The sequence below is a fragment of the Afipia sp. OHSU_II-C1 genome (genome assembly GCF_000497575.1).
Taxonomy (GTDB): Bacteria; Pseudomonadota; Alphaproteobacteria; order Rhizobiales; family Xanthobacteraceae; genus Afipia.
Genome location: NZ_APJI01000023.1, coordinates 162901 through 184969, shown reverse-complemented (window position 1 = coordinate 184969; position 22069 = coordinate 162901). Strand labels below are relative to the sequence as shown.

Here is a 22069-nt window from a genome sequence, read left to right as displayed (position 1 = left end):
AAAGTCTTCCTGCGGATGAATCGATGACGGCCCCAGTCCCTCCAGATCACTTCCACGCGCCTGCCTACTGGTCGCGTAACGCCATCATGCCGGGCATCGTCGCCATTGCGCCGATGCTGCCGGGCACGCTTGCCTTCGGCATGGCGTTCGGCGCGCTCTGCGCGCAGAAGAATTTCACCCTCACCGAAGTGCAGGTGATGATGGCTTTCGTTTACGGCGGGCTGTCGCAGTTCGTCGCGGTCTCATCCTGGCCCAATACGCTGACGGTGTCCTCGATCGCGACGCTGGCGCTGCTGACGGCGACCGTGAACATCCGTTTCTCGCTGATGAGCGCCAGCCTGCGCCCATGGTTCGGCACGTTGCCGTGGTGGCAATCGTTTCCCTCGATGCTGCTGGTGACCGACGGCGGCTGGCTCGCCGCCACGCGCTACCGCAACCATGGCGGCGCGGATGCGTCGTTCTTCGTCGGCGGGGGCATCGTGCTGTACGTCCTGTGGTTCGCGTCGTCGCTGCCGGGGTATCTGCTCGCCGGGCAGCTCAGCGATCCGAAGAAATACGGCGTCGATCTGGTGGTGCCGGCGTTCTACGCGGCGATGCTGGTGCCGGCCTGGAAAGGCCCGCGCCGGGCGATCCCGTGGGCGGTGTCAGGTATCGTCGCGCTGACGGTGCATTGGCTCATGCCGGGCTGGTGGTTCATCATTGCCGGCGCGGTCTCCGGCGCGATCAGCGCCGGGCTGATGGACGATCCGTCGACCGATGATGTGAAGACGCATGGAGGCGCCGCATGAGCGAACTCATGCGCTCCGATGTGATGATCGCATTCGCGGGGATGACGGCAGTGACGGTCGCTTCGCGTCTCGGCGGCTACTGGCTGATGGGCTATGTCACCATCACCCCGCGTGTGCGCCGGATGCTCGATGCATTGCCAGGTTCGATCATCGTCGCCGCGTCGCTGCCGGTCGCGGTGAATGGCGGCGCGGTCGTACTGTTCGCCATCGGTGCGGCGATCGCCCTCACCATTATCCGGCGCAACGAATTCGTCGCCGTGATCACCGGGATGGCGGTGGCGGCACTGGCGCGCGCGCTCGGCTTCAGCGGTTGAGAATTCCGGGAAGAACGGGCCGGTTCCGGCAAGGAATCGAATCCGGAAAAGAAGTATCTTTTTTGCTGCACTGCGAATTTGAATCCGTGTGCACTGAAACGCTTGTCTCCGCTTTTGAACTGGTGTTCACTTCTTTTTGGGAGACGAACGCCATCAATGGTTTACAGGCGAACTCATCAGGTCGTGAAACGCCTTGCGGCACGCCGCAATGCGATCCTTGCAGCAGCCCGCGACGCAGCTGCTGAAGGCGGAATGGCTGCGGTTCAGATCGCGCCGGTGGCCACCCGCGCGAATGTCGCCGCAGGCACGGTCTATCGCTATTTCCCCTCCAAAGCCGATCTGATCTCCGAGTTGATCGCCGATGTTTCGCGGGCGGAACTCACCGCGATCCGGCGCGCCGCCGATGCTGCGCCGGGGCCTTCGTCGGCGCTTGCCGCAGCTGTCACCACCATTGCTGTGCATGTCGTGTCGAATCGCAAGCTGGCCTGGGGCATTCTGGCCGAGCCGGTGGATGTCGATGTCACCGAATCACGCGTTGCCAGCCGCCGGGAGATCGCCGCTGAGGTCGAAACCCGGATTGAGGCGGCGGTGCGGGCAGGGCACCTTCCGGCGCAGGATATCTCGCTAGCTGCCACCGCCCTGATCGGGGCGCTCCATGAATCGCTGGTGGGTCCGCTGGCGTCCGCCGATATCGACGACCCGGTGAAACTGCGCGATGCGGTGCAGGCGATCACGCTGTTCGCGCTGCGGGCTGTCGGTGTGCTCGATGCCCGCGCCCGCGGTCTCGTGGTGCAGGCGGTGATGCCGGTGATGCCGGCGCGGCGGGAGCTGGGTGCTCTGGTCGGATAGACGCCGCCCGGTCCAGCCTCACGTTCTCTCGAACCCGAATGTCTCCAGGCATGTGAAATGCGGCGAACTCAGATTCGCTATTCCGGTTTGGAACTGTTCAAATAGTGCCAGACATGCTGATATATCAGAACAGCAAGGCGTGATACGACGCGCCGTTTTTTGGAGTGCGCGTATGTCCATCATGATGCCTGAAGCCGATCAGGCGGTACTCGCCCGCCGTGACGAGATCGTCGCGGCCCTGCAAAAAATCGTGCCGGGTGAAGGCGTGATTTCGAGCGCACGGGAAATGCAGCCTTATGAGTCCGATGCGCTGACGGCCTATCGCCAGCCGCCGATGGTGGTGGTGCTGCCCGACACCACCGAGCAGGTCTCGCAAGTCCTGAAGTACTGCCACGACAACGGCATCAAGGTGGTGCCGCGCGGCTCCGGGACCTCGCTGTCCGGCGGTTCGCTGCCGCTGGCGGATGGCGTGCTGCTCGGCCTTGGCAAGTTCAAGCGCGTCCGCGAGATCGATTTCGAGAATCGCGTGGCGGTGGTCGAGCCGGGCGTGACCAATCTCGCCATCAGCCAGGCGGTCGCGCACGAGGGATTTTACTATGCGCCCGACCCGTCGTCGCAGATCGCCTGCTCGATCGGCGGCAACATCGCGGAGAATTCCGGCGGCGTTCACAGCCTGAAATACGGACTGACTACCAACAATGTGCTGGGCTGCGAGTTCGTCCTCATCACCGGCGAAATCCTGCGGATCGGCGGCAAGGCGCCGGAGACCGACGGCTATGACGTGATGGGAATCATCACCGGCTCCGAAGGTCTGCTCGGTGTCGTCACCGAAGTGACGGTTCGCATTTTGCAAAAGCCGGAGACCGCGCGTGCGCTGATGGTCGGCTTTGCGGAGATCGAAGCGGCCGGACAATGCGTCGCCAACATCATCGGCGCGGGGATCATTCCGGGCGGCATGGAGATGATGGACCGGAATGCCATCCATGCGGCTGAAGCCTTCGTCCATGCGGGCTATCCGCTCGATGTCGAGGCGCTGCTGATCATCGAACTGGATGGTCCGGCGGTTGAAGTGGATGAATTGATCGAGCGCGTGGAGAAGATCGCGCGCGCATGCGGTCAGACGACACTGCAGATTTCGAATTCCGAGCAGGAGCGGCTGTTGTTCTGGGCCGGACGCAAAGCCGCGTTCCCGGCGGTTGGCCGTATGTCGCCCGATTACCTCTGCATGGATGGCACCATTCCGCGCGGCAAACTGCCGGAAGCGCTGGCCGGCATTCGCGACCTGTCGGAGAAGTACGGTCTGCGCGTCGCCAACGTCTTCCATGCCGGCGATGGCAATCTGCATCCGCTCATTCTCTACGATGCCAACATCGCCGAGGAGATGGACAAGGCGGAGGCCTTCGGCGCCGATATCCTGCGGCTCTGCGTCAAGCTCGGCGGCGTGCTGACCGGCGAGCATGGCGTCGGTGTCGAGAAGCGTGACCTGATGCCGGAGATGTTCAGCGATATCGATCTGGCCCAGCAGCAGCGGCTGAAATGCGCGTTCGACACCCAGGGGCTGCTCAATCCCGGCAAGGTGTTTCCGACCCTGCACCGCTGCGCCGAACTCGGACGTGTCCACGTCCATGGCGGCAAGCTCGCCTTTCCCGACATTCCGCGATTTTAAGCTGATGATCCGGGATCGAGAGAACCGCTTGCCGGGTCAGCTTCGCATGCAAACGAGACAGGATAAGGCGTGGATACGTTGAAGGTACGCGATGCCGGTGATGTGGAGGAGGCCGTGCGCAGCGCGCTCGCCGCCGAGCAGCCGCTTGAGATCGTCGGGCACGGCAGCAAGCGTGCCATTGGGCTGCCGATGGCCACCAATGCGGTGCTGGATCTGTCCGCGCTGAACGCGGTGACGTCCTACGAGCCGAATGAGTTGATCGTCACCGTGCAGGCCGGCGCGCCGATGGCCGATCTGCTGTCCCTGATCGATTCCAAGAACCAGCAATTCGCGTTCGATCCGATGGACACCTCGGTGCTGCTGGGAACGCCGCGCGGGGCCGGAACGGTCGGCGGCATGATCGGCGCCGGGCTCGCGGGACCCCGCCGCATCAAGGCCGGGGGCGTGCGCGACCACCTGCTCGGTGCCAACGCGGTTTCGGGCTTCGGGGACTCGTTCAAGACCGGCGGCAAGGTGGTGAAGAACGTCACCGGCTATGACCTCTGCAAGCTGCTGGCGGGCTCATGGGGCACGTTGTCGGTGATGACCGAGGTGACGCTCAAGGTGATGCCGAAGGCCGAAACCGAGCGCACGCTGGTGCTGCGCGGTCTTGACGACGTGGCCGCGAACCGGGCCATGACCACGGCCCTCGGATCGCCCTACGACGTGTCGGGTGTGGCGCATCTTCCGTTGTCGGTCTTCCGCGACACCGGAGGCGGGCTCGCCGGTCTGGGATCATCGCAGCAGGCGGTGACCCTGATCCGTCTCGAAGGCATCGGCGCTTCGGTCCCTCATCGTGCTGGCTCGGTGAGCAAGGCGCTTGCGTCGTTCGGTGCGGCGGAGATGATCGAGGACGATGCCTCCGCTGCGGTCTGGGCGTCACTTCGCGACGTCACACCATTCGCGGCGTCGGGATCTCTGGGTGCGTGGCCGGTGTGGCGTATCGTCTGTCCGCCGGCTTCCGGCGGTGCATTCGGTCAGGCGCTGGCCCGCGATACCGGCGGCGACGTGATCTACGACTGGGGCGGAGGACTGATCTGGGCGGCGCTGCCGCCTGCGGCCGACGCCCATGCCGCACTGCTTCGGCAACGGCTAAGGCCGATCGGCGGCCACGCCACGCTCGTTCGCGCGGCCGACCAGGTCCGCAATACGGTCGATGTCTTCCATCCGCAGGACGCCGGCGTCGCTGCGCTCGGCCAGCGCGTCAAGGCGAGCTTCGACCCCAGAAACATTCTTAATCGCGGCCGGATGGTGCGCACATGATCCGGAACGGCAACCCATGAAGACCGAATTTTCCCTCGCCCAGCTCGCCGATCCCGACATCCGGGAAGCCGACAAGATCCTGCGCGCCTGCGTCCATTGCGGCTTCTGCACCGCGACCTGCCCGACCTACGTCCTGCTCGGCGACGAGCTCGACAGCCCGCGCGGCCGCATCTACCTGATCAAGGATATGCTGGAGAACGACCGCAAGCCGACGCAGGAGGTGGTCAAGCACATCGATCGCTGCCTCTCCTGCCTTGCCTGCATGACCACCTGCCCCTCGGGGGTGAACTACATGCACCTCGTCGACCAGGCGCGGGTCAAGATCGAGGAAGAGTATGCGCGGCCGTTGCCGGAACGCTTTCTGCGCGGCGTTCTCGCTTATGTCCTGCCGCGTCCGGGCCTGTTCCGGGTCAGCATGATGGGGGCCCGTCTCGCCCGTCCGTTCGCAGCCTTGCTTCCTTCTTCTGCCAAGCATGGGGTTACGCCGACATTCTTTGACCGGCTCCGCGCGATGCTCGCACTTGCACCGAAGCATCTGCCTGCGCCCGGGCCATCCGGCGGCAAGATCTTTCCCGCAGAGGGCCAGAGGCGCGGCCGCGTGGCGCTTCTGCAGGGATGCGCCCAGCAGGTTCTGTCGCCCGGCATCAATCAGGCCGCGATCCGGATGCTGACCCGTCAGGGCATCGAGGTGGTGCTGGTGGCCGACGAGCAGTGCTGCGGCTCTCTGACCCATCACATGGGGCACGATGATGATGCGCTGAAACGCGCGCGGGCGAACATCGAGGTGTGGACAAACGAGATCGACAGAAACGGTCTCGACGCCATCCTCGTGACCACGTCGGGATGCGGGACGACCATCAAGGACTACGGCTACATGCTGCGAGAAGACCGCATGTTTGCAGCAAAAGCCGCACGTATCTCGGCCCTTGCGAAGGACGTCACCGAGTACCTCGCTGGCATCGACATCGCGTGGCCGCAGAGCAAAAACGATCTCGTTGTCGCGTATCACTCCGCATGTTCGTTGCAGCACGGACAGAAAATCACGCAGCTTCCGAAAGAATTGCTTTCCAAGAGCGGATTCGTGGTGAAAGATGTGCCGGAGAGTCATCTGTGTTGCGGTTCGGCAGGAACGTACAACATCCTCCAGCCCGACATTGCGAAGCGACTACGCGAACGAAAGATCGCGAACATCGCATCGACGAAGCCGGACGTTGTCTCTGCCGGCAACATCGGCTGCATGGTGCAGATCGGCTCTGTGGAAAGTACCGATGGAACGTCAGTCCCTGTGGTGCATACGATTGAGCTGCTCGACTGGGCGACCGGCGGTCCTCGACCGGATTTATTGACGAGATCAATGAAGGGCCCCCGCGTTGGGAGTGCCTGAACGCCGGCTGAGATGCGGCCGGCGGAAACAGGAGGACCACAATGGCTAAAGGTAAGAAGAAGAAATCCAAGGGCAAGAAAGCTAAAAAGCTGATGGCGGCCAAGAAGACCGCCAAGAAGGCTGCAAAGAAATCGGCAAAGAAGGCCGCGAAGAAATCCGCTAGGAAGTCGGCGAAGAAAGCCGTGAAGAAGTCCGCCAAGAAGGCGGCCAAAAAATCCGCGAAGAAATCCGCCAAAAAGTCGGCGAAAAAATCCTCCGCCAAAAAGGCCGCTGCGCCGAAGAAGGCCGCTCCGAAAAAGGCCGCGAAGAAGCGCGCTCCGAAGCCCGCTGCTGCTCCGGCCGCCGAGCCGGCACCGGCGTCCGAATCGAGCTGGTCCAGCCCGGCTCCGGCTTCGACCCCCAGCTGGTCATCGGGCTTCGGCTCCGGTAGCGACGACAGCAACAACTGAGATCAGGGCCTGCTTCGGCGGGTTTGCTGGTGCCTTTCGGAAAAGCCGCAGCGGTTTCGCTGCGGCTTTTTTCGTGCGTTCAGGGGCGCGAATCGGACCCGGATCCAGAAGGACCTGTGGGGATATCGAGGGGGAACCGGGCGGAAATGCTCGGATCTTTCGGCCGGATGGGCAAATTAGGGCTGAAATTTGTTGTCGGAATGCAACACTGCGGCAGAACATCACCCCGAAGCCTCAAAACGCCTAAAAAGGCGGCAGTTGCTTGGGTTTTTTGCTTCACGCAAATGGCATTGCCCATCACATTGATGCCACGAAACGAATTCGCGCAGTCGATTAACGCTTGTCTCTCGGACCTTCGGCAATCGGACTGAATTGTAAACGATGATGGGGATCGTCATGAAGAAAGTAAGTTTGTCGGTCGCAGCAGTTACGATCGCTGCGATGGGTCTGGGTTCGGCGTCGGCTGCCGATCTGGGCAAGGTCTACACCAAGGCTCCGGCACCGGTTGTGGTTTCGCCTTGGGATGTCGCGTTCGGCGCAGCGGTCATGAGCAACTACGTGTTCCGCGGTGTGACGCAGTCCAACAAGAACGCGTCGGTCTCCGCTTACTTCGAACCCCGTTACAACATCAATCCGAACCTGCAGCTTTACGCCGGTGTCGCCGGTGAAAGCATCTCCTTCACCAACCGTGCGGCTGCTGAAATCGACGTCTACGCCGGTATCCGCCCGACCTTCGGCGCCTTCGCGTTTGACTTCGGTGTCTGGGGCTACCTGTATCCAGGCGGGCAGTGCACCGAAAGCTTCGGTGGTCCGGGTGGTGCGGCTGTTTGCCCCGCCGGCTCCAGCTTCGTTCTGCCGAGCTTCAACGGCATGAAGAAGGACGTCAGCTTCTACGAAGTGTACGGCAAGGTGAACTACACCTTTAACGACTACTTCGCGATGGGCGGCAACGTCTTCTACTCGCCGAACTTCCTGAACACCGGCGCTGACGGCACCTACGCCTCGATCACCGCCAAGCTCACCGCACCGAGCAACCTGTTCGGCTCGAGCGGCGTCGGCGCCTACGTGTCGGGTGAATTCGGCCGCCAGTGGCTCGGCACCTCTGACTCGTTCTACGGCACCAACGTGGTTGCCGCCGGCTTCGCCGGTCCGTTCCCGAACGGCATCAAGTATGACGATTACAACACCTGGAACGTCGGTGTCGGCTTCACCTACAAGGTGTTCACCCTCGACCTGCGCTACTCGGGCACCGACCTGTCGAAGGCTGGCTGTAACGCTTTCACCAGCGACTTCACCGCTCAGCAGACCGGTTCGTTCAGCGCGATCAACCCCGGCGGGTTCGGCTCCAAGTGGTGCGGCGATCAGTTCATCGCCAAGCTCTCGGCTGACGTGACCCTTGGCGCTCTGAAGTAATCTCCTTCGTCTGAAGGATGTGAGGGCGGCAGAGAAATCTGCCGCCCTTTTCTTTTGGCTCTGATTTTGCAGCAGCTACCCTGTGAGCAGGAACTGGCGAGACAGATCGTCCGGATTTTGGGACGAGGCGGGACAGCGCAGGCTGAGGGCAGGGGTCATTGCAGGCCTCGGCGCCGCGCTGGCCATTGGCGCCATGGAGTTCCTGTCGGTTACATTGACCTACCCACTGGCCGTGATCCCGTTCGCGACATCGATCGTTCTGGTGATCGGCTCACCCGAGGCCACGCCGGCGCAGCCGCGCGCGCTGATCGGTGGCCATCTAGTGGCAACACTAATCGGGCTGATGGTGGTGAATGCGGTGGGCCCGCAGCCGTGGGCCGCGGCGCTTGCGGTCGGCCTCGCGGTCCTTGCGATGTTCTTCACCGGCACGTTTCATCCGCCGGCCGGGATCAATCCGCTGCTTGTGGTGTCGCTCAATCTGCCGTGGACATTCATCGTTGCCCCGGTTCTCGCCGGAGCATTGCTGCTCGCGGCGTTCGCATTCGTCTGGCATCGCGGCGTCCGGCGTCAGGATTGGCCGGAGCGCTGGCTTTAGATTGTCGCGACCCGTTCGCTTTCATCGAGCGTGAACTGCTCGCCGGAGCGCACCAGCGACACCTCGCGCTGATGGAATGCCTCGAGCGTCTTGCGGTGCCCGATCGAGACAATCGTGGTCTGCGGGAGCTTCTCTACGATCAAGCGATAGAGCATCTCTTCGGACGGTTCGTCCAGCGACGCGGTGGCTTCATCGAGAAAGAGATACTGCGGCGCGTGCAGGAGCGCACGCGCGATGCCGAGCCGCTGCTGTTCGCCGAGTGACAGCGTCCTGTTCCAGTGTCCGTCCTCGTCGAGCCGCTCCGCCAGCGCGGGGAGGCCGATGAGTTTCAGTACATCGCCGAGCTGCGCCGCGCTGTAGGTGCCATCCTTCGAGGGATAGGTGATTGCCGACGCCAGCGAGCCGACGGGGAAGTAAGGCCGTTGCGGCAGCATCATCAATGACGCGCCTTTGGGGACCGAGATCGTGCCCCTGCCGAACGGCCAGATTCCCGCGATGGCGCGGAACATTGTCGATTTTCCAGAACCGGAGGGACCGGTGACCAGCGTGCGCTCACCGCTTTTCAGCCTGAAGCCGGAGGCCTGAACCAGCGGCCTGCCGTTCGGCAAAGTGAGCAGCAAGTCGTTGAGCGCGACGACATTGCCCTCCGCGGCAACCGGCTGAATCGAGTCCGGGCTCACCGCGAGCGCCTTCGCCGCGTCAATCCCGGCCTCGAAGCCGTTCAGGCGGGCGACCACAGCCTGCCACTCTGCCAGCGAGCGATAGGTCGAGATGAAGAATGACAACGCGCCCTGCACGCTGCCGAAGGCGGATGCGGTCTGCATCATGCCGCCGAGCTGCATCTTGTTGGCGAAATAAGCCGGCGCGACCAGGATGTAAGGAAAGATCACCGAGGCCTGAGAATAGCTCGCGGTGAAGGCCGTCACCTTCTTGGTGCGGCTCATGATGCCGAGCCAGTTCTCGACCACCGCGCCGAACCGCGTCAGCAGGCGTTGGCGTTCGGCGGCATCGCCGTCGAGCAATGCGATCTGTTCGGAATTTTCGCGGACGCGCACCAGGTTGAAGCGGAAATCCGCCTCGTATTTCTGTTGCCTGAAATCCAGTCCGACCAGCGGCCAGCCGATCAGATGCGTCAGCCAGGTTCCCAGCGCGGCGTAGATCAGCGCCCCCCAGACCATGTAGCCCGGAATGTCGATGTCCCTGCCGAACAGGTGCAACGGCGCCGCGCTCGACAAGGTCCAGAGGATCACCACGAACGACGCCAGCGTGACGATCGAGTTCAACAGGCCGATGCCGATGTTCAGCGTGCGGTCGACGAACAGCTTGACGTCATCGGTGAGGCGCTGGTCGGGGTTGTCGGCGGCGTCGCCCTGGAGCTGCATCCGGTAATGGTTGGCGTTGCTAAGCCATTCGCCGAGATAGCGCTCGGTCATCCATTTGCGCCAGCGGATCTGCAGCCACTGGTTCAGGTAGAGCTGATAGACCGCGATAATGATGAAGATCGTGACGATGACCGTGAAGTAGATGATCTCGTAGACGAAGCTGTCCCAGTTGCGCTCCTGCAGCGCGTTGTAAAACCGGTTGTTCCATGAATTCAGCAGGACGTTGATGCCGACGGTCGCGAGTTCGATCACGATCACTGCGGTTAGCAGGATGATACCAGCCCATTTGTCTTCGGAGCGGAAATAAGGTGCAGCAATCCGCCACACCGTTTTGAGGGTCGAGCCGATCCCATTCACAGATCTTTTCTCCTTGGGAGGGCCGTAAGGCCCTGAAAGATATCAGAAATACTCAAATACTAGACGAAAGTCGCAAAATGTCCTGCCTGCGACATCTTGTCCATTGTGCGGCATTCACTCTAGCATGCCGCCGACGGCGAAAGGGCTGGGGAGCCCGTTTCATTTGGCATTGTGAGCGTTTTGGGGCCTCCGCCCGCGCTTACGGTTTTCATCACACGGTTGTGCTCTCCGGCTTGCAGACGCGTTGACCAACCACGCTCTGGTCAGGCGTCGCCAACAATGACGTGGGGAGGAAACTGCAATGTGGAATCAAATCTATAATCCGCTGGGGAATACCGCGCTGTCGACGATCGCGGCCGCCATCCCCGTCGTCACGCTTCTGGTGCTGATCGCGAGTGGCAAGGTCAAGGCCCACATCGCTGCGATCATTGCGCTGATCGTCGCCAACGTCATCGCGATTGCCATCTTCACCATGCCGGCCGGCATGTCGATCCGCGCGTCCTTGCTCGGTGTCGTCGTCGGGTTCTTCCCGATCGGCTGGATCGTGCTCAATGTCATCTTCCTTTACCGCATCACAGTCGAGACCGGGCGTTTCGAACTGCTGCAGCGTGCGATCGGCGGTGTCACCACCGACCGGCGCCTGCAACTGCTTCTCATCGCCTTCTCGTTCGGCGCCTTCTTTGAAGGCGCATCAGGTTTCGGCACGCCGGTGGCGATTACCGGCGCGGTCCTGATCGGGCTTGGCTTTTCGCCGCTGGCCGCGTCGGGCCTGTCGCTGATTGCCAACACCGCGCCGGTTGCTTACGGCGCGCTCGGCACCCCGATCCAGGGCCTCGCATCGGTAACGGGCTTCGACCCATACGTTCTCGGCGCAATGGTCGGACGGCAGTTGCCGTTCTTCTCGCTGCTGGTGCCGTTCTGGGTGATCTGGGCCTTCGCCGGATGGCGCGGCATGATGCAGGTGTGGCCGGCCATTTTGGTCACCGCCGTCTCGTTCGCGGTCCCGCAGTTCGTGATCTCGAACTTCATCAATCCATGGATCGTCGATATCGGCGCGTCCTTGATCTCGATGGGTGCGCTGATCCTGTTCCTCAAGGTCTGGCAGCCGAAGGAACTCTGGACGTCGCCGGCGCTGCGCAGCAATGATGAATCAGCTGCGACGATGGCGCCGGCCAAACCGCTGGACACCACGCCGCTGACGCAGTCCCAGCTCTGGAGTGCGCTGCTGCCGTGGATCATCGTCTGCATCGTGATGCTGATCTGGGGTACGGGCTCGTTCAAGACCTGGGCGAACTCGATCTTCACCTGGAACTATCCTGTTCCCGATCTGCACAACATGATCAACAAGGTACCGCCGGTGGCTGCGAAGCCGACGCCGGAAGGCGCCGTGTTCTCGTTCACCTATCTGTCGTTCACCGGAACGGGCATGCTGATCGCCGCGATCATCTCGGGCATCCTGATGGGCTTCTCGCCCGCCAGGCTGATCGGAGAATACGGCCGCACGATCAAGGTCTGCGCGATTTCACTGATCACGATCTCGGCGATGCTGGCGATTGGTACATTGACGCGCCTGTCGGGCGTCGATGCAACACTCGGTCTGGCGTTTGCAGCGACCGGCGTGCTGTATCCGTTCTTCGGCACCTTGCTCGGCTGGTTGGGTGTGGCGCTGACCGGCTCCGACACGGCTTCGAACGTGTTGTTCGGCAACCTGCAGAAGATCACATCGGAACAGCTCGGGCTGTCGCCGATCCTGATGGCGGCTGCGAACTCATCCGGTGGCGTGATGGGCAAGATGATCGACGCCCAGTCCATCGTCGTGGCGTCCACGGCAACCAACTGGTACGGCCACGAAGGCTCGATCCTGCGGTATGTGTTCTGGCACTCGATCGTGCTGGCGTGCCTCGTCGGCGGCCTCGTGATGCTGCAGGCCTACGTCTATCCGTTCACGGCGATGGTATTGAAGTAACCATCGCTGCTGGCGCGCGCAAAAGCATCCCCGCGGCGCAAGCCGCGGGGATTTTCTTTGGCTTTCCCGCCCGCGTCATGCGCGTCAATTTGAACAGCGCGCGCACTGGAAAAAACAGTCCTGAACGTCTAGAACCGCGCGCGGTTTGAAACTCGTGAGGTCATCATGACGGTTCTGCGACACGCTCTCGCCGGTCTTGCTTTTGCCATCGGCGTCATCGGTCAGGCTCATGCCAGCGAGTTTCCGTTTGGAGCGGAAATGACCCTCGAAGCGCGGCCGCAGCCGGGATCGAAGAGAATCCCGACGCTTGAGATCGGCGACAACGGCGAGGCGCAGCTCGATCTGTGGTGCAAATCCGGCAAGGGTCAGTTCTCGGTTGCCAATGACACCGTGATCTTCGTGCCCGGCGCGATGGAAGATCGCGGCTGCACGCCGGAGCGTGCGCAGCTTGATGACGCCCTGATCAATGCGCTCGGCGCTGCCGCCACCTGGAAACGGCAGGGCGATTTCGTTTCGTTCATCGGCGCGACGACGCTGCGGTTTCGCATCAGCACGAACTGAGCGCGCTCTAGCGCTCGCGCAGGATCATGTCGGCGCAGGCGCCGGCAGACTGGATCACGCCGGTATAGCCGCCAAATCCAGCATAGGCCGAGGCCAGGTACAGTCCCGGCACCGGTGTCGCGGGTGTCTGTCTCAATGCGCGAAACAGCGAGCGCGGCGGTGTCGGTGCGAATCCATACACCGCGCCCTGCGGCGCGCCGAGATACTGGCGCACCGACAGCGCGGTGTTGAAGGTCGATGCGGTGATCGCTTGCGTCAGTCCTGGATAGTGCCCGTCGAGATAGGCCACGAGCGCATCCTGCCAGCGCGCGCGTTTGGCGCGGTAGCTGTCCTGATCGCCATCTGCCCAGTTCGACAGCCGGTCAGGCCCGACGACGGACAAAACATACGGCGGCGCCGGTACGCCCGATTCAATTGCGGCATAATCGACGATGGCGAGCGGCGGCATCCGCTCAAGAGGCTCATTCGCCATCAGCGCTGTCGCTCGCGAGTAATCGTCAAGACTGGTCATCCAGCCGGGCAGCAATTGCGTCGAATAGCTGCTGAGGCCGACGTCGCGCGGCGGCTGCGACAGGCCGAGTGTCAGCATGAATAGCGAGATCGACCGCTGACGATGGCCATAGGCCGCGGTGAGCTTCGCGCCACTGGTTTCGGGCAGCAATTCGGCCAGGGTTTCGGGTGCGGCGTTGCCGACGACACGTGCGGTCTCCGCGGTCTGCGGATCGCTGCCGTCCCTGGCTGTGTGGGTGACGCTCACGATACGGCCATGTGCATCGATGCCGATGCTGCTGGCGGTCCGCCGCAGGATCACATCACTGCCTGCTGCCTTGATGGCCCGCGCCAGTGCACTGGAGAGGCGCTGCGATCCGCCCTGCACATAGCGCCCGCCGCTGAGCAGGTAGCTGCCCTGGGCGGCCGCAAAGAACATCCACCAGGTCGCCGCCGGATTGTCATTGTAATAGGAGAGGTTCGCAGCCAGCGCGGCCTTGACCGCTTCATTGTTGCCGAACACGTGGTCGAGCTTCTGCGACAGCGACAGATTCCAGTCTCGGATCGAGGGCAGCAGGTCCCGGAGTGCAGCGACGGCTTGCAACGGTGTCTTGAAAACCTGCGCCCCGCGCGACAGCACCCCCGTTGCGGATGCGATCTGTTCCATCTCCCTGAGCAGGCGAACGATGCCCTCGCGGGCCTCCGGAAACCGCTCGATCAGCGCGTGTCGGGCGGCATCGAAATTGTCGGGCAGGGTGAGCGGCGCGCCGATCGGTCCGCCGCGCACTTCATAGAAGGCGCCTGATGGAATCCATTTTACGGCATCGAGCACGCCGGCGCGCGTCAGTGGACCGTGCTTGGGGTCGCGCGGATCATGCGGATCGCTGGTCTCATGCAATGAGCCTTCGACGAACAGGTCGCCGACCTTGTAACTCGACGCCGCACCGCCGACCGAATTGCTGCGCTCGATCACCAGCACCTTGCGGCCTTCGCGCGCGAGAATCGCGCCGCTGGTGAGGCCGCCAAGGCCCGCGCCAATGATGACGGCGTCGTAGCGCGCCATGCGCTAGCGGATCCTGTAACGGGCGGGACGGCGGGCTATTTCCATGATGCCTTGTCGGTGTCCCAGCGCTGGCCTTTCAGTTCGGCGGTGATCGCCTTGATCATTCCGTCGTCGTCGTTGAACGTACTTTCTTCCTCGCCGCCGGAATCCTCGGAGAACTGCAACTGGGGTGCAGCGGTCTCGTCGGTGGTCTTGCTTGAGGGAATGCCGAGCCAGACGATCAGCCGATCCGAGCCGCCTGGCCTGTCGGGGCTGACCAGCGCGGTGATTTCCAGCGTCTCGGTCAGGTCGAGCGCAGGCGCGAGCTGGCTCGGACGCTTGAGTGTGAAGGTGAGTTCGCCGGTGGCCTCGTTCCATGTGGACGTCGCCGGTTTCGCGGCCATCACTTTCGCGGCGATATTGGTGATGGCGGCCGTGAATTTGTCACGGTTCAGTTTGCCGCCCTCGCTCCAGTCGCCGGCGGCAAAACGTACCGCGCGCTCCATGTCGTAAGTGCCGGAGGTCCAGCCCGCCGCAACCACGCCGGGAGCGGCCTTCAGGTTTGCAATCAGGGCCGGCGCGCGGGCGGGATCAATGAAGAGGCGCAGCACCTGATGGCCGGAGCGCAGCGCGTTGCAATCGGTTGCGATGCTGTCGAGAGCGATCTGGACGTTCTGGCCCTTGAGGCTCTTGACGAGCGGCACGAAATTTTCACGCTTCACGCGCACGGCGACCGATTGCGGCGACACCTGCGTGAAGTCCTTCGGCGCCTCGCTGAGGTCGTCGTCGACCACCTGCGACTGCTGAAATTCCTTCTCATCGACATCGGCGTTGTCCGGTGACGAGACCGAGGTGAGATGATTGCCGACCGTGATCTTCCCGTCGAACGAGACGGATTTGCTGCCCTTGCGGATCAGGCTGACAGTGACAGGCGTCTTGTTCTCGATGCTCTGTCCGCTGCCGGAGAGCTTTTCGCCTTCCACCTTCAGGTCGATGACAAAGCGGTCCTTCCGGTCCGAGGCGGTGGATACGGAATAGCAGACGTCGAGTGTGGACGAGACCAGCTTCCCGCCCTGGCGCGTCTCCTTGATGAAGGCGTCGACCGGCAGGTCGCCGAGAAGATCGCCGAGCGAATTGAAGTAGCGGACCTCACTCGCGGCCGGTGCCGCCTTCGCATCCTTGGCGGTCTGGGCCTGAACCGGCAACGCTCCTGCCAGTGCGAGAGTGCAGCCAATCATCAATGCGCGCATGAGGTCTCATCCTGAGTCGAATTGGAACCGGACAATCTCAAAAGCGGGCCGGATTGTCGCGGTGATTCTTGAATATGAGACAATAAAAAAGGCCGCCCGCAGGCGACCTTTGATGTCGTTGCGATGAACGGGTGGCTTAGAAGCCCATACCGCCCATTCCGCCCATGCCACCCATTCCGCCGCCCGGCATCGCCGGTGCTGCTTCCTTCGGAATGTCGGCGACCATCGCTTCGGTGGTCACGAGAAGACCGGCGACAGAGGCTGCGTCCTGCAGGGCGGTGCGAACCACCTTGGCCGGATCGATGATGCCCTTGGCGACGAGATCGACATACTCTTCGTTCTGTGCGTCGAAGCCGAAGGTCTCGGTCTTGTTGTCGAGGATCTTGCCGACAACGATGGAACCTTCAACGCCGGCGTTCTCGGCGATCTGGCGGATCGGAGCTTCCAGCGCCTTCAGCACGATGTTGATGCCGGCCTGCACGTCGGAGTTGTCATTGTTGATCCGGCCGACGGCCTTCTTGGCGCGCAGCAGCGCGGTGCCGCCGCCCGGAACGATGCCTTCCTGAACGGCCGCGCGGGTTGCGTTGAGGGCGTCCTCGACACGGTCCTTCTTTTCCTTCACTTCGATCTCGGTCGCGCCGCCGACGCGAATGATCGCGACGCCGCCGGCGAGCTTGGCCAGACGCTCCTGAAGCTTCTCGCGGTCGTAGTCCGAGGTGGTTTCCTCGATCTGCGCCTTGATCTGGTTCACGCGCGCCTCGATGTCGGGCTTCTTGCCGGCGCCGTTGACGATGGTGGTGTTTTCCTTGTCGATCACGACCTTCTTGGCGCGGCCGAGCATCTTCAGGGTGACACTTTCCAGCTTCATGCCGAGGTCATCGGAGATCAGCTGACCGCCGGTCAGGATCGCGATGTCTTCCAGCATGGCCTTGCGGCGATCGCCGAAGCCCGGAGCCTTGACGGCTGCAACCTTGAGGCCGCCGCGCAGGCGGTTCACGACGAGGGTCGCGAGCGCCTCGCCTTCGATGTCTTCGGCGACGATCAGCAGCGGCTTGCCGGTCTGCACCACGGCTTCGAGCACGGGAAGCATCGCCTGAAGGCCGGACAGCTTCTTCTCGTGCAGGAGGATGTAGGCGTCCTCGAGTTCGGCCGTCATCTTCTCGGGGTTGGTCACGAAGTACGGCGAGAGATAGCCGCGGTCGAACTTCATGCCCTCGACGATGTCCACTTCGGTGTCGAGCGACTTGGCTTCTTCAACCGTGATGACGCCTTCGTTGCCGACCTTCTGCATCGCCTTGGCGATCATCGAGCCGATGTTCGAATCGCCGTTGGCCGAAATGGTGCCGACCTGAGCGACTTCTGCGGAGGACGCGACCGGCTTGGCGCGCTTCTCGATGTCCTTGACCACGGCGGTCACGGCGATGTCGATACCGCGCTTGAGATCCATCGGGTTCATGCCGGCGGCAACCGACTTGGCGCCTTCACGCACGATCGCCTGGGCCAGCACGGTGGCGGTGGTGGTGCCGTCGCCCGCGGTGTCGTTGGTCTTGCTGGCGACTTCGCGCAGCATCTGCGCGCCCATGTTCTCGAACTTGTCCTCGAGCTCGATTTCCTTGGCGACGGTGACGCCGTCCTTGGTGATGCGCGGTGCGCCGAAGCTCTTGTCGATGACGACGTTTCTGCCCTTGGGGCCTAACGTCACCTTGACGGCGTTGGCGAGGGTGTCGACGCCGCGCAGCATGCGGTCACGCGCGTCTCCGGAAAATTTTACGTCCTTGGCAGCCATGGGGTTTACTCCTGATGATGTGTGTTTCCGTCATCCCGAGGCGTGAGCCTCGAAGGACGACGGCGGATGAATGTGGCCGTGCTTACTTCAGCACGCCCATGATGTCGGACTCTTTCATGATGAGGAGTTCCTCACCGTCGAGCTTCACTTCGGTGCCGGACCACTTGCCGAACAGCACCGTATCGCCTGCCTTCAGATCAATCGGGATCAGCTTGCCGGCTTCGTCGCGGCCACCGGGGCCTACTGCGACGACCTGACCCTGCGAGGGCTTTTCCTTGGCGCTGTCTGGAATGATGATGCCGCCTTTGGTCTTCTCGTCGGCGTCGATGCGCTTGACGACGACACGATCATGCAGCGGGCGAAAAGTTGTCTTGGCCATCGGATGTCCTTTGGGCGTTGGTTAGGTAAGATTTGACGTGCGGCGGGGCGCGGGTCGTGGATAATGGGTTCAGCTAACCCCTTGAGGGGACGAAGCCTTACCCTTAGCAATCGCGCTCCAAGAGTGCTAATGACGGGGTCGGGAATATGGGTTGCCGCCGATCCTGTCAAGCAAGGCCCTTAAGGCCTTGGTGAGGCCAATATAGGATGATCTGGAAACCATAAAGGGGAACGCTGCGTAATGACGGGGGTCAGCTCACGCAGTGTGACGGCGGGTCTGTCGGTCTGGCAGGCAGCCAAGTGTTCTTGCCGGGAGACACCATGACCACAGTGAGCGAGCGTACCAAAGCCTCCAAGATCGTCACGCTGACGGCCATTTCAGTACTTTCGGGTTTTCTGGGTGCCTGCGGCGGCGGCGGCTTCGGCGGGTTCAGCGGTTTCGGTGGCGGACAGGCCACGGTCCAGGAACCGGCAGTGGCGCCCGAAGTCCCGGCCACCATCCGCGCCGATGAAATCGTCGGACGTTGGGGCCTTGCGTCATTCCACAAACCGGACGACCGGACCCGCACCGAGGCTGCGGCGCGCGGGCAGTGCAAAAATCCCTATGTGATCGGGCAGGGCGCCACCGGCGGCGTCATCATGCACTTGCCGGACGAAGCGACCCCGCAGGAATTGCGCCTGAAGGGCAGCCAGAGCGGCAAGAACTACATCGGCCCGGCTGGTCCTGCCGGCGGGGACAAGGATCGCGAGATCGTCTCGTTCGACGGGCGTGTGCTGATGACGCGGTTCATCGACAAGGACGCATCGAGCCGCTATGGGACCATGGTGTATGTCCGCTGCGCGCCGCGCGCCTGAGGCGAGAGGCCTGACGGCGGCGGCCGGATAATTCGCGACGTCGGGGAAGTGCAAGCGCAATGGGCGGGCCCAAGGTATTAAGCTCCGGGCCCAGCCGCGCCGTCATCGTTCTTTGCATCACGCAAGTCTTGGGCTGGGGCGCCTTGTTCTATCCGCCCGGGTTGACGATGCCCCACATCGCCGCGGCCCATGGCTGGTCGCTGGCGCAAGCCCTTCTCGGATTTTCGATCGGGCTGGGCGTGTCCGGACTGACCGCCCCGTTCATTTGCAGCCTGATCGAGCGGCATGGCGGGCACTACATCATGGCGGGTGGCGCGCTGATCGGCGCCCTTGGCCTTCTGACCCTGCCGCTTGCCGATCATTACTGGGCTTACCTCGCCGGCTGGGTGCTGCTCGGCATCGCGATGGCCTGCAACCTTTACGATCCCGCATTCACCGCCCTGGCGCGGATTTTCGGTGCGGCGTCGCGGCGGCCGATCACGCTGGTGACATTCGTGGGCGGTCTCGCCTCGACATTTTCATGGCCGACAACCCAGATGCTGATCGCTCATGGCGGCTGGCGCAGTGTCTATTTCGTGTTCGCGGGCGTCATGGCCTTCATCATCGCGCCGCTCTATGCCTTCGCGCTTCCGCGCAATGCCGTCTATGCGCCGCCGGTGGTGGAGGGCGCCTCGCCCCCGAAAGCGGCAAAGATCATCCCTGCCGTCGGCCTGCCATTTCTACTGGTCGCGGCAGGATTTGCGGCTCATGCCATCATGCAATCGGGAACGCTGGCGCATTTGCTGACGATCCTGCAGCGCGGCGGCATCGATGCGGGTACCGCGGTGGCTATCGGGGCGCTGTTTGGGCCCGCGCAGGTTTTGACGCGGATCGCTGACTTCGTGTCGGGCGGCAGGTTGCATCCGCTCTGGCTGGTGCGGGTCGCGATGGCGCTGATGGCGTTCGCGTTCATCCTTCTTGTGGTCGCGGGATTTTCGCCTGGCGTTGCGACAGTGTTTGCGCTGATGTTCGGCGCGGCCAACGGCGTTGTGACCATCGCGCGCGGGGCGTTGCCGCTGGCGCTATTCGGAGCTGTCGGCTATGGGCGCGTGGTGGGTCGAATCGCGCGGCCTGCACAAATCTGTCAGGCGCTCTCGCCGTTCGCGCTGGCCTATGTGATCGACCGCTGGTCGGGCCAGGTGGCGCTGGAAATGCTGATCAGCGTCGCGCTGCTGGCGCTGGTCTGTTTCGCGCTGTTGCGGCGGCCGTCCTGAACGACAAGACCCGGAGGCAAGCCTCCGGGTTTTGAATCCGAGATATCGAATGCGCTCAGTTGAACAGCGCGTCGATGTCGTCCTGCGAGACGTGGCCTTCTTCATCCACGCCCTTCGGGCCGTTCAGCAGGCGGGCATCGCCGACGCGGGTGTCGACGATCGCGGGCGCGTGCTGCTTGATGGCGTCGACGCCGCCCCAGATCTCCATCATGACATTGATGTGATGCTCGATGAACTTCATCGTGGTCATCACCTTGCTGATGCGCTGGCCGGTGAGGTCCTGGAAGTTGCACGCCTCGAAGATGCCGACGACGCGATCCTGAATGTCTTCGCTGAGCTGAGCCTGCTGGTCCGGCGACATCGTCTTGCCGAGGGCGCTTGCGGCCTGATCGATGGCTTCGGCAGCTTCGAGAATCTGCTGGGTGGCTTCCTCGGTGCCGCCAACCACGGCGCCGAGTTCGCCGGTGACCTTCGCCATTTCGTCACCGCTGAAGCTCTTGCCGTGAAGCACGGCGATTTCCTGCTTGGTGCGGTTGATGGCGTCGTGAATAAGATCGAGTTCGACTTTCAGCTTTTCGCACTGTTCGATCTGCGCGCGGTAGCTTCCCAGCAACTGCTGGGCTTCCGTCAGTTCCTGAGCTGATGGATTTTCATCCTGCTCCGCGACAGGGCCGCGGTGGTGCGCGGCCATTTGCGCTCGAATGGCGCGCAGTTCGCTCATGATCTGATGATGATGCGGAATGACCTCACTCTCATCATGATCGAGTATCGGCATGCCGACGGACTGGATTGTTTCAATACGGAATCGCTTACGCTGAACGGCCATTGGTTTCCCCATCCCTGATGAGGCGTTGTAACCCGGCGTAATTTAACGCGAGGTTTCGCGCGAACCTGTTGGTTCAATGAAGTATCCGGCAGCGCATACCAACGGTTAACCATGCAGGTCTTGCGTTCATCGAAAATAAACGCTGTCGCGAAGAACAGGCCGTGCATACGGACGTGGTGAATCCGAACGCCGGTTTTGTTTACCAAACCGAGGCGCTTTTAACCTTAAATGTTCGTGTTCAGGGCGCACGCTGTCCGTGCGTCAACGACGAAACAGTACAGAGTACGTCGATGTCCAGAAAAACTTCCCTCGCGCTTGTCGCCGGCGCGGTGTGTTTCGGCGCCAGTTCAATACAGGCCTTCGCATATGATGACGATATGCCTGTCCCCGAGCCGCGCGTGATCTATGCGCAGCCGACGTCAACGCCGCCAATGCCGATCCGCGTCGCCTATAACGAGCGATCCGGTTCCAATATGGGCGGTGGACTGATCGAGTTTCTGTTCAGCGGCGGGCAGTCGGGTGATCCGAATTATCAGGCGCCGCGCTACGAGCAGCGTTACGAGCAGCGCTACGAACAGATGCCGTCACGCGGCGGGCTGCCCCCGATGGACCCGCAATACCGCTACGACATGCGGCAGGGCGATGTCGGCATCGAACCGGGCCGTCCGGGCATGGACCCGAAGTTTGAAAAGCAGGTCGTCGAGTACGACGGCCGGCATGCGCCGGGAACGCTGGTGATCGATACGCCGAACAAATTTCTTTATCTGGTGCAGGGCGGCGGCAAGGCGCTGCGCTATGGCATCGGTGTCGGCAAGCCCGGCTTCGAGTGGTCGGGCGTGAAGACGATCTCGGCAAAGAAGGAGTGGCCGGCATGGACGCCGCCGCCGGAAATGCTCAAGCGCCGTCCTGATCTGCCGCGCCACATGGAAGGCGGGCCGGAAAATCCGCTCGGCGCCCGCGCAATGTATCTCGGCTCGACGCTGTATCGTATTCACGGCTCCAACGAACCATGGACCATCGGCACCGCCGTGTCATCCGGCTGCATCCGGATGCGCAATGAAGACGTGATCGATCTTTACGGCCGGGTGAATGTCGGCACCAAGGTCATCGTGATCTGAGCGACGCCTGTTCGCAAAAAAACGGCCGCTGAATTCCAGCGGCCGT

At 62.6% G+C, this 22069-nt stretch carries 20 protein-coding genes; 14 read left to right on the top strand and 6 right to left on the bottom strand.

What is annotated here, in order from left to right; genetic code table 11:
* Positions 1-23 precede the first annotated feature (23 nt).
* The 9 genes from I554_RS0122920 to I554_RS0122880 all read left to right on the top strand — a co-directional run bounded on the left by I554_RS0122920 (position 24) and on the right by I554_RS0122880 (position 8760).
* Positions 24-788: an AzlC family ABC transporter permease gene (locus I554_RS0122920; RefSeq protein WP_024574204.1), complete on the top strand. Its 765-nt coding sequence runs from the start codon at positions 24-26 to the stop codon at positions 786-788.
* A complete protein-coding gene (locus I554_RS0122915) occupies positions 785-1102 on the top strand; it encodes an AzlD domain-containing protein (protein ID WP_024574205.1) in 318 nt (105 codons plus the stop codon). Before I554_RS0122920 ends, I554_RS0122915 begins: the two co-directional genes overlap by 4 nt.
* A gap of 156 nt (positions 1103-1258) precedes the next feature.
* Entirely contained in the window at positions 1259-1951 is a 693-nt protein-coding gene (locus I554_RS0122910; protein WP_024574206.1) for a TetR/AcrR family transcriptional regulator, read from the top strand.
* Between the two features lie 172 nt (positions 1952-2123).
* Positions 2124-3617 (top strand): FAD-linked oxidase C-terminal domain-containing protein, encoded by a 1494-nt coding sequence (locus I554_RS0122905; RefSeq protein WP_024574207.1) that lies wholly within the window; start codon positions 2124-2126, stop codon positions 3615-3617.
* Between the two features lie 69 nt (positions 3618-3686).
* Positions 3687-4919: an FAD-binding protein gene (locus I554_RS0122900; RefSeq protein WP_024574208.1), complete on the top strand. Its 1233-nt coding sequence runs from the start codon at positions 3687-3689 to the stop codon at positions 4917-4919.
* Positions 4920-4935: 16 nt separating this feature from the next.
* The gene (gene glcF, locus I554_RS0122895; RefSeq protein WP_024574209.1) at positions 4936-6303 is read left to right on the top strand and encodes a glycolate oxidase subunit GlcF; all 1368 of its coding nucleotides are present in this window, start codon (positions 4936-4938) and stop codon (positions 6301-6303) included.
* A 41-nt stretch (positions 6304-6344) separates the two neighbouring features.
* Complete coding sequence (locus I554_RS27410) at positions 6345-6752, top strand: hypothetical protein (protein ID WP_024574210.1); 408 nt, start codon at positions 6345-6347, stop codon at positions 6750-6752.
* 396 nt (positions 6753-7148) lie between these two features.
* Positions 7149-8165 carry a TorF family putative porin gene (locus I554_RS0122885; RefSeq protein ID WP_024574211.1) on the top strand — a complete coding sequence of 339 codons (1017 nt, stop codon included), beginning with the start codon at positions 7149-7151 and terminating at the stop codon, positions 8163-8165.
* Between the two features lie 82 nt (positions 8166-8247).
* A complete protein-coding gene (locus tag I554_RS0122880) occupies positions 8248-8760 on the top strand; it encodes an HPP family protein (protein WP_024574212.1) in 513 nt (170 codons plus the stop codon).
* On the opposite strand, the gene I554_RS0122875 is transcribed toward I554_RS0122880, so the two are convergent.
* Positions 8757-10499 (bottom strand): ABC transporter ATP-binding protein/permease, encoded by a 1743-nt coding sequence (locus I554_RS0122875; RefSeq protein ID WP_024574213.1) that lies wholly within the window; start codon positions 10497-10499, stop codon positions 8757-8759. The two genes, I554_RS0122880 and I554_RS0122875, sit on opposite strands and share 4 nt — an antisense overlap.
* A gap of 301 nt (positions 10500-10800) precedes the next feature.
* On the opposite strand from I554_RS0122875, the gene I554_RS0122870 reads away from it, so the two are divergent.
* Both I554_RS0122870 and I554_RS0122865 read left to right on the top strand, forming a co-directional pair.
* Positions 10801-12465, top strand: coding sequence for an L-lactate permease (locus tag I554_RS0122870; RefSeq protein ID WP_024574214.1), 1665 nt, complete (start codon positions 10801-10803; stop codon positions 12463-12465).
* A gap of 165 nt (positions 12466-12630) precedes the next feature.
* Entirely contained in the window at positions 12631-13026 is a 396-nt protein-coding gene (locus tag I554_RS0122865; RefSeq protein ID WP_024574215.1) for an META domain-containing protein, read from the top strand.
* Between the two features lie 7 nt (positions 13027-13033).
* On the opposite strand, the gene I554_RS0122860 is transcribed toward I554_RS0122865, so the two are convergent.
* The 4 genes from I554_RS0122860 to I554_RS0122845 all read right to left on the bottom strand — a co-directional run bounded on the left by I554_RS0122860 (position 13034) and on the right by I554_RS0122845 (position 17972).
* Positions 13034-14578 carry an NAD(P)/FAD-dependent oxidoreductase gene (locus I554_RS0122860; RefSeq protein WP_024574216.1) on the bottom strand — a complete coding sequence of 515 codons (1545 nt, stop codon included), beginning with the start codon at positions 14576-14578 and terminating at the stop codon, positions 13034-13036.
* A 35-nt stretch (positions 14579-14613) separates the two neighbouring features.
* Positions 14614-15807, bottom strand: coding sequence for a hypothetical protein (locus I554_RS0122855; protein WP_024574217.1), 1194 nt, complete (start codon positions 15805-15807; stop codon positions 14614-14616).
* Positions 15808-15943: 136 nt separating this feature from the next.
* On the bottom strand, positions 15944-17593 hold the full coding sequence (groL, locus tag I554_RS0122850; RefSeq protein WP_024574218.1) for a chaperonin GroEL: 1650 nt from the start codon (positions 17591-17593) through the stop codon (positions 15944-15946).
* 82 nt (positions 17594-17675) lie between these two features.
* Positions 17676-17972: a co-chaperone GroES gene (locus I554_RS0122845; RefSeq protein WP_024574219.1), complete on the bottom strand. Its 297-nt coding sequence runs from the start codon at positions 17970-17972 to the stop codon at positions 17676-17678.
* A 320-nt stretch (positions 17973-18292) separates the two neighbouring features.
* Between I554_RS0122845 and I554_RS0122840 the strand changes: the two genes are divergently transcribed.
* Positions 18293-18826, top strand: a complete 534-nt coding sequence (locus I554_RS0122840; RefSeq protein ID WP_024574220.1) for a hypothetical protein — start codon at positions 18293-18295, stop codon at positions 18824-18826.
* A 59-nt stretch (positions 18827-18885) separates the two neighbouring features.
* Positions 18886-20079 carry an MFS transporter gene (locus I554_RS0122835; protein WP_024574221.1) on the top strand — a complete coding sequence of 398 codons (1194 nt, stop codon included), beginning with the start codon at positions 18886-18888 and terminating at the stop codon, positions 20077-20079.
* Between the two features lie 55 nt (positions 20080-20134).
* On the opposite strand, the gene I554_RS0122830 is transcribed toward I554_RS0122835, so the two are convergent.
* Entirely contained in the window at positions 20135-20905 is a 771-nt protein-coding gene (locus I554_RS0122830) for a protein phosphatase CheZ (RefSeq protein WP_024574222.1), read from the bottom strand.
* Positions 20906-21195: 290 nt separating this feature from the next.
* On the opposite strand from I554_RS0122830, the gene I554_RS0122825 reads away from it, so the two are divergent.
* Positions 21196-22023 (top strand): L,D-transpeptidase, encoded by an 828-nt coding sequence (locus I554_RS0122825; protein WP_024574223.1) that lies wholly within the window; start codon positions 21196-21198, stop codon positions 22021-22023.
* The last annotated feature ends 46 nt before the right edge of the window (positions 22024-22069 follow it).